Annotated in this window: 10 protein-coding genes and 1 pseudogene; 2 read left to right on the top strand and 9 right to left on the bottom strand. The window is 65.5% G+C overall.

Annotated elements, in window-relative coordinates:
- From esxG to VEI45_RS10660, 7 genes are all read right to left on the bottom strand, one after another.
- Positions 1–240: type VII secretion system protein EsxG (gene esxG, locus VEI45_RS10690; RefSeq protein ID WP_324852909.1), on the bottom strand; the 240-nt coding region annotated here is incomplete at its 3' end.
- Positions 241–287: 47 nt separating this feature from the next.
- Complete coding sequence (locus VEI45_RS10685; RefSeq protein ID WP_324852907.1) at positions 288–1,703, bottom strand: PPE family protein; 1,416 nt, start codon at positions 1,701–1,703, stop codon at positions 288–290.
- Between the two features lie 2 nt (positions 1,704–1,705).
- On the bottom strand, positions 1,706–2,011 hold the full coding sequence (locus VEI45_RS10680) for a PE family protein (RefSeq protein ID WP_324852905.1): 306 nt from the start codon (positions 2,009–2,011) through the stop codon (positions 1,706–1,708).
- A 24-nt stretch (positions 2,012–2,035) separates the two neighbouring features.
- A complete protein-coding gene (eccCa, locus tag VEI45_RS10675) occupies positions 2,036–5,983 on the bottom strand; it encodes a type VII secretion protein EccCa (protein ID WP_324852903.1) in 3,948 nt (1,315 codons plus the stop codon).
- Entirely contained in the window at positions 5,980–7,557 is a 1,578-nt protein-coding gene (gene eccB, locus VEI45_RS10670; protein WP_324852901.1) for a type VII secretion protein EccB, read from the bottom strand. The genes eccCa and eccB overlap by 4 nt, the downstream gene beginning before the upstream one ends.
- Positions 7,554–9,419, bottom strand: a complete 1,866-nt coding sequence (gene eccA, locus VEI45_RS10665) for a type VII secretion AAA-ATPase EccA (RefSeq protein ID WP_414687447.1) — start codon at positions 9,417–9,419, stop codon at positions 7,554–7,556. Before eccA ends, eccB begins: the two co-directional genes overlap by 4 nt.
- A gap of 247 nt (positions 9,420–9,666) precedes the next feature.
- On the bottom strand, positions 9,667–10,572 hold the full coding sequence (locus VEI45_RS10660; protein ID WP_324852897.1) for a class I SAM-dependent methyltransferase: 906 nt from the start codon (positions 10,570–10,572) through the stop codon (positions 9,667–9,669).
- Between the two features lie 408 nt (positions 10,573–10,980).
- On the opposite strand from VEI45_RS10660, the gene VEI45_RS10655 reads away from it, so the two are divergent.
- Positions 10,981–11,565, top strand: a complete 585-nt coding sequence (locus tag VEI45_RS10655) for an ABC transporter ATP-binding protein (RefSeq protein WP_324852895.1) — start codon at positions 10,981–10,983, stop codon at positions 11,563–11,565.
- A gap of 45 nt (positions 11,566–11,610) precedes the next feature.
- On the opposite strand, the gene VEI45_RS10650 is transcribed toward VEI45_RS10655, so the two are convergent.
- Positions 11,611–12,108, bottom strand: coding sequence for a TetR/AcrR family transcriptional regulator (locus tag VEI45_RS10650; RefSeq protein ID WP_414687448.1), 498 nt, complete (start codon positions 12,106–12,108; stop codon positions 11,611–11,613).
- A 454-nt stretch (positions 12,109–12,562) separates the two neighbouring features.
- Here VEI45_RS10650 and usfY point away from each other — a divergent pair, with 454 nt between their 5' ends.
- The gene (gene usfY / locus VEI45_RS10645; protein WP_324852893.1) at positions 12,563–12,874 is read left to right on the top strand and encodes a protein UsfY; all 312 of its coding nucleotides are present in this window, start codon (positions 12,563–12,565) and stop codon (positions 12,872–12,874) included.
- Positions 12,875–12,885: 11 nt separating this feature from the next.
- Here usfY and VEI45_RS10640 read toward each other — a convergent pair.
- A pseudogene (locus tag VEI45_RS10640) lies at positions 12,886–13,026 on the bottom strand (hypothetical protein); the annotation flags it as partial.

The following is a 13,026-nucleotide window of genomic DNA, read 5'->3' as shown; positions in this document are numbered from 1 at the left end:
CGCGGCATCGCCGATGTTGGCCTGGGCCACATCCAGCAAGCTGTTGATCTTGGCCGCCGCCGCCACGAACCGGGCATGGGCAGCCTGAAACGCCGCCGCAGACTCCCCGGCGTGGAACGCCTGCGCCGACATCGCTTCCTGCTCGGCCTGACCAATCGTCGAGCGCATCAACCCCGCCTTAGCACCAAACGCCGACTGCGACGCCACCAACTGCGGAATATGGGCATCCAACATACTCATGACTGAAATCCTTTCGCTAATGGACTACCGTTGCCACACAAGAACACTCAGCCGTGTTCCCCCTCCCCCTCCGGTGCCTCGGGACCCCACGTGCCTGGCACCATCGGCATACTTGGTCCCCCACCAAACCCATTGCCGCTCAGCGTGGCCAATCCGGCGGCCGCAGCGGTGGTGTCTTTATGCACTGTCCCGACAAACCCCAACGACCCCGCGTCGCGATCCGACGCCAGCACTGAGGCCTGCTCGGGTTCAGGTCTGGGGCTGAGATCGCTGTCTATATCCGCGAACTCGTCGGCGTAATCTCGCAACTCGGCCCGTCGACGCCGCCGTGCCCGCACCTTATCTCGACTCACCGCACCGACCGCGGCGGCCGCCGGAAGGTAGCGAGACGGCGCCTTGGCGCCCTTGCGATCAATCAACGTCGGTCCGGGCCCGGCGTCGGGACTGATACCGCCCACCATGTAGGCGAAGCCGGTGGCGGGTGTGGCCGCTGGGACGGCGCCAGCCGCCGCAGCGCCTGCCGCCGATGTCGACCCGGCGGTCGTGGCGGCCCCGGCGCCGGTCGACGCCAAGCTGGCAGCGGGCATCCCCGCACCCTGTTCAACGGGGATTCCAGGCCCCCCGAGCGCCGCGGGCACAGCCACCGGCCCAGCCAACGACGCCGCCGCGTTGAGAGCCAGACCAACTATGAGCGAGATCCACGCCGGGGAACTCAGCAGCAGCGACCAAGTCGTCCAACCGACGGGCTCGGTGAACGCCTGATAGCCGATGAAGAACAACAGCGGGAACCACGCGCTCGGGTTCGCGAAGATGGCGTTGATCGTGTGACCGGGGTTCCGGATTAGCGCGACCAGTTGGTTGAACAGGTCGGTCAGGAAGTTTCCCGATGACGGCGGGTCGGCGGCGGCCGCCATCACGCTGTTGGTTTTCACCACAGGCGGCGCTGACGTGGTGCGGGGCGCCGATGCCAACGCCGACCCGGAGACCGCCTGATACGTGGCCATCGTCGTGGCTGCCTGGATCCACATCCGCACATAGTCGGCTTCGTTGAGCGCGATCGGAATCGTGTTGATGCCAAAGAAGTTCGTCGCGATCAACACGCCGTGGATGACGTGATTGGCGGCCAACTCCGGAAGCGTCGGCATCGCGGCCAACGCGGTCGTGTAGGCGGCCGCCGCGATTTCCTGCTGAGCAGCCACCCCTGCGCTGTTGGCGCCGGCTTCGGTCAGCCACGCGAGATATGGGGCGTGCGCGCTTACATATTCCTCAGCGCTGGGACCTTCCCACGCGCCGGCCTGTACCGCGCCCAACACCGTGGTGAGTTCGCCCGCAGCCGAGACATATTCAGCACTCAGGGAGGTCCACGCCCCAGCGGCCGCCAAAAGCGACCCTGGTCCAGGACCACCGCTGAGAAGTGCCGAATGCACCTCCGGCGGCGAAGCCATCCACACCGGCGCGGTCATCGTCAGCCGCGAGCCAGGTATGTCGCCGCAGCCGCCGCATCACCGGCTGCATAACTCGCGCCGGACTCACCGACACCCACCCCAGCTCGGCCGAGCTCCTGCACGCCTTGCGCCGCTAGTGCGGTGTGTTCAGTGCCCTGGGCGCTGAACCCCGCCGCGGTCTGCAGCGACACCGGATCGGCCGCCGACGGAACCACGCCCGTGATCAAGGGGGCCGCGTCCGCATGCGCGGCGGCCAAGCGTGCGGTGATCGCCTCCACGGCGGCGCTAGCGGAGGCCAAACCCTCCGGAACAACTCGAAGCGTCATGGCAGATACTCCTTTCGAGGAAACTCACCGACCATCGACGGCCACACTTTCGTCGACGAGCGGATTGACCAACTGCACATACGTCGGGGTGTCGCTGTCGCCCAGCAGAATTGCGCGACCGGCGGGCAACCGATCGAAGCGCTGGCCGCGGACCTTTCCGCCGTCCGCCGGATTGCCGGACAACATCAAGGTCGTTGCCTGCAGGTCGTTTAACCGGCGCAGCAACGGGCTGGTCATCAGCGCATGCGCGGCGCCGGTTGCGCGTGCGGTGACGATCACCCGCAGGCCCAGGTCGCTGGCCTGTGCCAGCAATCCGATCAGCGGGGTCCAGGGCCGCTGCCCGACGAACGGACCGGTCATCGCCGGAGTGTCCGGTATCTGATCGACGTCGTCGATGAGCAGGTAGTGCGTGTGGCCCTGGTACGACCAGCCGGTCAGCTGGCTTGCCGACAGCCCTGCCGGTGGTTGCCGCTTTTCGATGAGCGCCGACAAACCGAGGATCGCCGGGATCACCCGGTCGATGTTGGCGGTGTATTCGTTGTCGGGAAACAGCGGCTCATCGACGAGATGCAACCGGCGATCCAGCACCGTGAACGCGACGCGGTCGGGAGTGGAGTTGTCCCGGATGGTGCGGATGATGTGCCTCAGCAGCGTGGTCTTACCGGACTTGGTGTCGCCCAGCACCATCAGCAGCGGATTCTCGGCGAGGTCGAGTTGGACTGCGGCCAAGTCTTCTTCGCGCTGACCGATGACGATGCGGTCGGCGCCCCGGTATAGCGCACCGACCTCAGCGGGCGCCAAGTTCGTCGGCAGCAACCGCACCGGAGGCGCCGTGACGCCGGGATGGCGGGCGTTGATCGCGGCGACCTGGTCCAGCTCGGGTTCCGCGAAGAGGAAGTGCTCCGCGGCCATGGTCAGACCACGACCCGGTTGGTTGGCGGGCACCGCCTCGGCCGGACGGTGCAGTGCACCGACCACCCGGACGTTGCTGTCGCGCGCGTCATGCAGCTTCAGCTCCAGCCGCAGCCCGAGGCCGTCGCGCATGGCCAGCGGCACCTCCAGCCAGCTGGGAGTGGTGACGACAACGTGGATGCCGTAGCCAAGTCCGACGTTGACGAGTTCGGTCACCTTGGCCAGCAACGGGTTTCGGGTGTTGAACTGGTCGGTGTTATCCCGGCTGAAGGCATAGAGATTGTCGATGACCAGGAACACCTGGCCCAATCCGTCACCCGGCCCTCGCTTATCCCGGAACAACTCCCGCTGCTGACGCGACCGCAGCAGCTGCTCGAGCTCCCCAAACGTGCGGCGGATGCGTCCCGGTTCCAGCGCCGAGGCCACGCTGCCGACATGCGCCAACTCCTCGAGCGCCCGCAGCTGACCGCCGCCGTAGTCCAGGCAGTAGAAGCTCACCTCGCTGGGGGCGTGCAGGCTCGCCGCTGAAAGGATAAAAGTTTGCAGGGCAGTCGATTTCCCTGACTTTGCGCCACCATGGATCACCAGGTTGCCAGACGACGACCTCGCGTCGAACACCAGCGGGTCGCGGCGCATCTCGAACGGCTTGTCGATTTCGCCCAGCGGCCAACGCCAGTCGCCCCGCGGCAGCGCTACGCGGGCCAGTACCGTGCTCAGCGGGATCGCGTCATCGAGCGGCGGCAGCCACAGCTCCGGTGCACGTGGACCATAGCGCGCCAGCTGATCACCAATGGTGGCGATCAACTTGCGTGGCGGGCCGACCGGTTCTTCGTGACCGTTCGTCGTGATGACCGTGCTCTGATCGGGCTCCACCCGGCCGGCGATGAACAATTTTGGTTCGGGAACGGAATGCACCACAATCGTTTTCGTTGCCTGAGGCGGATCGTAGATGCCGTCAACGTAAGTGCTGCGGAATTTGATCGGCGCGGCACCCGGAGCAGGCACCAGGAAGCCCACACCCTTGTGTTCCTTGCCGGACTCGATGTGGTAAGCGTCCTCCACACCGATGATCGACCGTGACACGGCCGGGCTGGCTACCTTCAGACCGATGCGGTAGGAGGTGTTCTTGTCGATGTCCTTGATCTTTCCGACATCCAATGTCTGCGACGCGAACAAGATGTGGATGCGGAACGAGCGGCCCTTGCGTGCCACGTAGTCGAACAGCTCCGCGTATTCGGGGTGGTCGGCGAGCATCAGGGTGAACTCGTCGGCGACCACGAACAGGGTCGGGATCGGCGCCAGATCATGTCCGGCGGCGATGGCGTTTTCGTATTCGGTCACCGAGTTGAACGCGCTGCCCTGCACTTTGCGTCCGGCCTCACGCAGCATCACTTCCCGGCGCGCGACCTCACCGCGCAGCGTGTCGGCGAACCTATCGGCCAACGACTTCTTCTCGGCCATGTTCGAGATCACCGCGACGACCTGCGGGAAGTTGCGGAAAATGTCGGCACCGGCCTCGCCCTTGAAGTCGGCGTAGATCACGATCAGCCGGTCAGCGGAGTGAGTCGTCAACAGCGACAACAGGATCGACATCAGCGTCTGCGACTTGCCCGCACCGGTCATGCCGATCATCAAGCCGTGCGGGCCCATCCCGCCCTCGGCTTCGTCTTTGAGGTCGAAGATCAGCGGCTCGCCGGTCGCGGTGACACCGATCGGGACCCGCAGCTCGTCGTCGCGGTGTCGTGATGCCCACATCGTCGGGACGTCCAAGCGGGACGCGTCCGGGATTCCCAGCAGCGTAGTGAAAGTGGCGCCGCGGGTCGCCGTCGAGCGCAGTCCGCTGTGCGTCGGGTTGGAGTCCCATCGGGACAGTCGGCGCGCGAGGTGGGCGGCGTCGTCGGCGCCGAGCTGGTCGACGCTGTCGATGTAGCGCTGCCAGCCGCCGGTCTGCCAGCGGTCGATGGCGCCGTCGGCGATCCGCAGGATCGGCCGTTCGGGATCCGAATATTGTTCGCGATGCGGTGCCTTGGCCGATCGGTGCACAACGGTGACCCCGGCCCGACCGACCGCCAGGGGCGAGGCGTTCAGGTCGTACTCCGGATCGTCGACCACGATCAGTAGGTGCCGCAGCGCATCGGCCGACCCGCCGGTGAATACCGGGCGGTCGGCCAGCGCCGGGCCAACCAGCGCGGCCAGCTCGTCGGGCTTGCTGGACAGGTAGCGGGCCGGGCCGACGCCGTCGAGTTCGCCGGGAACATCGACGTGCGGCAACCACTTGAGCCACGACCATTCCGGCGTTTCGAGATTCGAAGCGGCCACGGCGACGCCGAGCACCGTCGGGTCGTGCCAGGTCACCGCCTGAGCGATCCAGGCCCGCAGCGCCGCCCGTACCTCGTCGTCATCTCCGAGCACGGTGATTCGGGAAACCTTGGTCATGTCGATACCGGTCGGAACGTCGCGGACAGTGCGCTGGGTGTCCAGCAAGCTGCGTAATGCGCTGTGCGACACCGGTTCCAGGTCGATCTCGTCGGCAGTGTCATTGACCCGCAATGCGGTGTCCAGCGCTGCTGAGTGCAGCCCGGCCCGCACCACCAGAAAGTCAGCGTCCTGGGGGTCGCGTTCCCATTGCCGGCGTGAGCCGGGTATCGCAGCCAGATCCGCCGGCTCGGGGTGCGACCATTCGGCCGCGGCCCGTTGGTCGGCGGCCTGCGCCCGGATGTTGTCTCGAACCACCGACAGGTAGCGCAAGTAATCGGCCCGCTCGGCGTCGACTTCCTCGGTGCGGTTTTTGTTGTCGTTGCCGCGGTAGAACGCGGTAGCGGCCAGCAGCAGCACGAACGGGAAGAACAGCGTCTGTGGGGAGATCAGCCGGATGCCGGTCGCGACCAATGCGACGATCATGCCGACGATCAGGAGCACGATCACCACCGGCAGGGCCCGCCGCAGCATCGACGGTGGAATCACCCGGGGCAGTTCCGGAGGCGCTTCGATGCTGATGGTGCCCTTGCGGGTGGCCGGTGGTGGTAGCCGCCGGCGGGCCTCGAAGATCAATCGGCTCATCGGTTCTCCCCCTGCGCTGCGGTACGGCCGGGTCGGGAATCTGGCGCCAGACCGTCATGGGCGAGTAGCGCATCGGCGCGCGACAGCGTCGGGCCGGGTGCGAACAACGCCAGCACCGACCAGGGAATCGGAGTCGGCGGCGGGCTCAAGCCAAGGGCCTCAGTGGTTTTGGCGGGGCCGTTGGCCCCACCCTCGTTGTCGATGCCGTATCGGACGCCGGTGTCGGAGACCCAGAACAGCGACCCGGCGGCTGGTGACTCCGCGTTGTCGGCGACGGTCGCGGTGAAGTACCCGGCCCCGGGGGCTATCGCGACTCGGCTTGCTGTGCCGCCGATGCCGGCGCTGACCAGATCTTCGGTGTGCAGCGCCTCCGGCACCGGAAGCGCCGAACCGGTCAGCAAGGTAAGCGAATTCGTGGTCGCGCCGGCTGGCTTGCTCCAGTGTGCGCAAGTGACCGGATCGTGGACCGCGTCGACCAAGCTGATCCGCTGATCCGGATAGCGGCTCGCGTCCAGCGCTCGGGACACCGGCAGCTTGGCGATTTGATCGGCACCCAGCCGTGGCGGCTGATCCAGCCCGTAGGAGTTGGCGTTGCGCAGTATCGCGGCCAATACCGGCGAGATCGGCTGCAAGCCGTCGGCCAGCACCGCGTAATAGAGAAGGCCGTTGGCTGAGGCGCCGTCCAACACGTGGGCTTCGACGACCGCGCCGACCGGTACGGGCACCGGCAGGCCGAACCGCGGCGGGCTTCCCGCGTCGAGGATGGCAGGCGCGGACAGCGGTGGCGCCTCGGGGATCGCGTTGAACAGGCCGGCGTCGATGGGCCGCGGCGCAGTTATGTCGCTGCCAAAGCCCAGCGCGCTGGTGACGGCGCGGTCGGCCAGGTCGATCCGGCTGCGGCGGCCATCCCACAGCAGCCAGGTGCTGGTGGTGTTGCGTACCAGCACCGCGTGCCCTGAGCCCAGCGCCGCGGCCCGGGTGCCACTGCTGTCGGGTGCTCCGGCAATCACCGTCACCCCGGTGGCCGGACCCGTAATGGAATCGCACACCGTCCAGTCGGCGTTCTTGCCGGTGTTTTGCACCATCCGCTCGGGCGCGCCCGGGATACCGATCAGGTTGCCCCGTGGGAACTTGTCCAGCTCAGTGCTTTTCACGGTGGTGGGGTTGACCGGCCGACCGACGATCAGCCGGGCCGACGTCAGGTTCAGGACGGGGTGCAGCTGATCGCCGACCCGCACGTACAACGCGGCAGTCGACCGGTCGGCCAGCACCGGGTTGTTAGCCGCCGACCCATTCGGACGGATCAGCGAGAACACGAAGCAGCCCACCAGCGCGGTGATCAGCATCAGCACGCCCATCAGCACCGCACGCGTCTGGGTGCGCAACGGGTCGACCAGCATCCGGGTGTCGTGCAGGGCGACACCGGAGGCGATCCGGCGCATCACAAACCGCCAGCCACTCACCTGGTGGCGCGTGACGAAGCCGCGGCGATAGACCACCTTGTCGGGATTGTCGTTGACCGGGGTACGCGACGCGAAAGATCGCCGGTCGTCGTCAGGTTCGCGGCCGGTCATGCGGGCATGTCCAGGCGTAGACCCTCTAGCAGCCCTGGCACCGTGTTGGCGACGTCTGCGGCGGTGATCGTCACGAGCTCCTCATCGGTGAATTCACCGGTCTGTGCGTGTTCGCTGTGGTCCAACCGGAATTCCCGTTCCTCTTCCGACTTTTCGACCACGTTGCGGACGAATCGTCCGTTGCCCGCGATATCCAGGCCGCGGCGTTCTACCCCCGCAGTATCGGGTTTGGTGATGCTGGCCAGCTGACCGAACAACGCTTCTAGGTCGTCGAGCGCGGGCTGTTCGAATGCGCTGTCGCGCCGTTTTGCCATGAAGTTCGCGATCTCGATCAGCTCGGCCGGCTGGTACGACGGGAAGTCGATGGTGCGAGTGAACCGCGACCGCAGACCTTGGTTGGTGTCCAGGAACCGATCCAGGTCGGCGCGGTAGCCGGCGATGATGACCACCAGCCGATCGCGGTCGTTCTCCATCCGGGCCAGCAATGTGTCGATGGCCACCAGACCGAAGTCGTTCTTCGCGCCGGTGGCAACCAGGGCATACGCCTCGTCGAGGAACAGCACGCCGTCCAATGCACTGTCGATGATCGCGTTGGTCTTGGCCTCGGTCTCCCCGATGTGCTGGCCGATCAGATCGGCGCGGTGCACCTCTTTGATGTTCTCCTTCTTCAATAGGCCGAGGCCGCAATAGATTTTCGCGACGACGCGGGCGATGGTGGTCTTGCCGGTTCCCGGCGGGCCGGTGAAGACGAGGTGGTGGGTACGCTGCGCTACCTCCAGGCCCCGCTCCTTGCGCACCAATTCCATTGCGACCGCGCTCTTGAGCCGTGCAACCTGGTCTTTGACTTTTTCCAGGCCAATGAACTCACCGAGCTCGCGCTCTGCCTCGGTCAGCAGTACGGCTTTCCGTTCCTGAGCGCCGGGGTCGACGAAATCGCCTGGCTTGGGCTCAGTTTCGGGGTCCCACGGGTCGATGCGCGCGTCGATGCGGTCCGCGGTAGTCGGCACGATCCCGAAGCTGGAATCCGTCAGCGCCTCTTCGACTTGGGCGTTCTCCGGGTTGGCGGCATAGAGGTCTTGCAGCACCTCGCGGGCGGTGTCCTCGTCCCCGTCGGCGCGCAGCGCCAGCGCCCTGGCCAGCGCGCCGTCAACAGCGGCCACGGCGACCGGGCCGTCGGGTTCCTCGAGATAAGCCAACGCCGCAGCGAACATTCCCAGCCGGGCCAGCGCGATCCCCAGCGCGATTTTGACGGCGTGCGCGAAATGCTCGTCGAGGCCGGGGTCGTTGACGATCGGCGATAACAGCTTGACCACGTCCGCCCAGCGCTCGGCCCGGTAGTGGATGGTGGCCGTCACCCAGCGAGCCTCCCGCGAGTTCGGCCGACGGTGGCTGACCTCGATGGCCAGTTTGTGCGCGTCGGCGTATTGACCCTCGGCTGCCAACGCCGCGGCGTAAGCGAGGTGAAAGTCGTCGGGTTCGGTCGCGCGGAAACGCAAATAGAGGCCGGTGTCGTAGTGAAACCCCAACGCGCCCGGCGCGAGTTCGACTTGGCGCTGCAATAGCCCCGCGGTCACCGCGGTGCGCGAACCCGCTTCCAGAACACGGGTAGACGCGTCGCCGGCGGCGGCTAGCCCGACCCAGGCGTCGCACTGGTCGTGGGCGATCCGGGTGAGCGCGGTGAACCCGGATCGGGCGGCAGCCAAGTCTGCTGGACGTCTGCGGTCATAGACGGTCAGCCCCAGCGCCCGACAGCAGGTCGCGAATCGGCTGATGACATCGTCGTCCACCCGGGCAATCGTCGGCCGTGTTGCGACCGTGCCGGTGTCAGCGGTTTCCACGCCTCCGTCTCCCCTTTTGAACATAGTGTTGCCTAAGCTAACCTCGGGCCGAAGTTAGCATTGCATAAGCTAAGAGTTGAGACTAGGGATCGTGTCGATTCGTCGGCTCGGTTTGCGACGGCGCGGGAAGCCAGCCGCCGCAGTTCAGCCCGCATTACGGCCCCTCGCGGCAGCCGGCGGGACGCAGAGGTCTCCGCCGGCGCCGGCATGGTCACGAAGCTGCTTAATGAAAACGGTTGTCATTGCGAGCAGACTCTACGCCATGAAGTTCTCATCGTTTGACCGCCCTGACCAAGGTGATGCGGGCGACCATCGGCCCGGCCTCGACGTCCGGTCCGGGGATCGGTCGGCCCACCTCGCGTAGGTAATCGGCCAACGGGGTCGCCTCCGCGGTCCAGCCGTGCTCACCGAACCACAGGTCGGCGGGAGCGTGCCGCTCGTTGTAGACCAGTTGGAAGAACACCCGCTGGTCGCTCTCGGCGGCGGCCGCCCGCTCTTCCTCGACGGCGGCCGCGAAGGCGTCAGCCGGCATCGGCGCACCATCTTCCACGGCGGCGTGACTGCCCTGGGCGGCCAGCGCATCGATTCCGCTGAACAACTTCTCTTCGGCAGCGGCCGGAAGATAGATCAACAGACCTTCGGCAATCCACGCCGAGGGCTTGGCAGCATCGAAGCCGCTGTCCCGCAGTGCTTGCGGCCAGTCCTCACGCAGGTCGATGGCGACTTCACGGCGCTCGGCGTTGGGTTTGGCCCCGTGTTCGGCGAGCACCTCACGCTTGAAATCGAGAACCTGCGGACGGTCCAGTTCGAAGATCGTCGTCTGGTCGGGCCAGGACAGGCGGTAGGCGCGGGAGTCCAACCCAGCCGCCAGGATGACGACCTGGCGGACGCCCGCCTCTGCGGCCTGCCGGAAGTAGGTGTCGAAGTACTTGGTGCGGGCACCTTGGAAGTTGACGAAATGCTCACCCCAATCGGGTGTTCTCAGTCGGTGTTCGGGGGCCTTGCCGTCCAGCACGTCGGCCGCGGTGCCGCCCACTGCCCGACAAAACAGCTCGGCGAACGGGTCGACGGCCAACGGGTCTGACTTCTGCGCCTCCAATGCTCGAGCGGTCGCCACGTTTAACGCGGTCGAACCGACACTTGTTGTGATGTCCCAGTTGTCGTTATCAGTACGCACAGCAGCTGACCCTACGCCCGCCTAGCAGCACGCTTTATCGCCTGCGCGCTGCCGACGGCGATAGCGGCCAACCCGTCGGAATGGCCGCGAAGAGACACCGAATACTCCTTCTGAGACTGTCGCCGGCTACCCGCCGGTCGAGGCACGACGGCATTCAATACGACGTTGTGTCGTAGAACAAGACCCCGTCCCGGTAGGGGGTATTCACAGGTCGACAACCTCGCCATAAGAGTCGACCGCCCAGCAGGGGTCGGCGGCGACACCGCGAGCCAGGCGCAGATACGGGCTTGCAGGCAACTCACAGCAATAAATACGGACGGCAACCTCCGCCGAAATCCCATTGGGCATTCTCACGTCACTGATCGGTGAACGGTTCTTCATCCTGGTGCTGTCTGAGGTCCGGCGTCAGTGGGCGTAGCGATGGAGGTGGAGCGGCTGTCATTCGAGTACGCGAAAGGCGGACCCGGTCTAGATGACATTTCATTGTCGTTGCAGGTCGGTCAGGTGTGCTGCCTGCTGGGCCCCAACGGCGCCGCCAAGACCACCCTGCTGCGCTGCCTGCTAGGGCTGCTGGCGCCGCAGTCTGGAACATTGCGGCTCGCGGGTACGTCAATGGAACGGCTGTCCCGGCGCGAGCTTGCGCGCCAGGTCGCCTACGTCCCGCAGGCCAGCAGCACCCCGTTCCCGTTTTCCACGCTCGACATCGCAATGACCGGGCGCACCCCGCACATGCGGACGATGACCTCGCCGTCGGCGGCGGATCAGTGTGCCGCGGCTGCGGTGCTCGACGAGTTGGGCATCGGCGCGCTGGCCGATCGTCCGTTCTCAGTGCTTTCTGGTGGTGAACGACGGCTGGCGTTGATGCACGTGCGGTGGTCCAAGACGCGCCGATGCTGCTGCTCGACGAGCCCACCGCCGGGCTGGATTTCAGCAACGAAGCGCGCGTCCTCGAAGCGGTTGCCGGATTGGTCCAGTCCGGCCGAACCGTGCTGATGACGAGCAGTCAGGCACTGTAAGCCCTGTCTTACTTGGCGAAATTTAAGGACTGGCGGGATGTCGGTGTCGTTCGATGAGCAGACGCGCCATACTCTGGGCACGGTGCGCGGCCTCTGGTTCGCCTTCGGTGGCGGAGATGATGGCTCCCTTCATCAAGATGTGGAAGGACCGGGCGAACTCGTCGGTGTTTAGAAGTCCGGCAGCGAGCGCTCGCTGGCGAATGACGGCGCGGAGATTCGCCAGGTAGGCGATGCTGGCCTGGCCAGTGGGGTGGACGGGTCCCATTTCAAGCAGGACCTTGATGAATGAGCAGCCGTCGTAGTCCTTGTGCTGCTGGAACCAGTCGTGCAGAACATCGAAGATGGCCAGCAGTTGTTCTTCGGGGGTCTTACCGCGCTTGCGTGACTGTGCCTCGATGAGTTCGTAGGTCCACAATTCTTCACGGCGCTGCAGGACGGCCAACACGAGATCGTCTTTGGTCGGGAAGTGACGATACAACGTGGCCTTGGCCACCGCGGCGCGCGCGATCACTTCATCCATGCCTACCGCACGGATGCCGCGGTGAGTGAACAAGTCATAGGCGGTGCGAACGATTCGCTCACGTGCCGAGGGCACAGCCACATTGCCCGAGGCATTAGGCGTCACCACCACAACAGCCTACCTCGTGGTCCTACGAGATCAGACAGACTGGTTCGTCTGTCTAATAAGGTTCTGTGCCTGACCAGGTCGTGATGATCTGGCGTATTCCAAAGGCAAGTCATCGTCACGAAGACATCCCTGTAGAAGATGAATGAGACAGACTAGTCTGTCTTATACTATAAATAGGTATTGGCCTTCAAGACAGCAGGGCAAGTCAACGTTGGCGATGTCAAGTGCGAATGATCATCAGCAGGACCGGCGATCGTCCCAGTGGTGGCGCTAACTCATCTGGCGAACAACATCGGCCGTCGATGGCATTGTCTGGCCTGTCATTTCATGTGGACAAGGAGCAGTCATGGGTGACACATTTCATGACCCCGTCGACCATGTGAGGACAACGCGGCTGCACGCGGGCGAGTCGCTGATCGACCCGCGGAGCTGGCCGGGTCATCTGTTAATTGTCATAGGCGTGGTCGCAATCTTCAGGTGTCTGGCCACATTCGGCGCCGGGCACAGCGATCGAGGTGTGATCGCCGCCGCGATAGCAATCGTCGCCGTGACGTCCGGTGTCTTGTGGTTGGTGGTGGAGCACCGGCGGGTCTGCCGCGTAGAGGACCGCTGGCATGAACATCACCCTGGTGTGCAACGGCAGCGCCCAGCCAGCTAGCGGCGCGCCATCTACACCAGCGGCCGGCCGGCCTTGATCCGCCGGTCCAGATCCCACAGCAGCACGTTGAACGGGAAGCGCCGGACAAACCGGGGCAGCATGTTGTTCACCGTCCTCAACACGGCGATCAGTCGGTCGAAGCGCCGCTGCTT

Source organism: Mycobacterium sp., assembly GCF_035623875.1.
Taxonomy (GTDB): Bacteria; Actinomycetota; Actinomycetes; order Mycobacteriales; family Mycobacteriaceae; genus Mycobacterium.
Note: the sequence above shows the minus strand (reverse complement) of the source record. Positions and strands in the feature narration are given on the sequence as shown.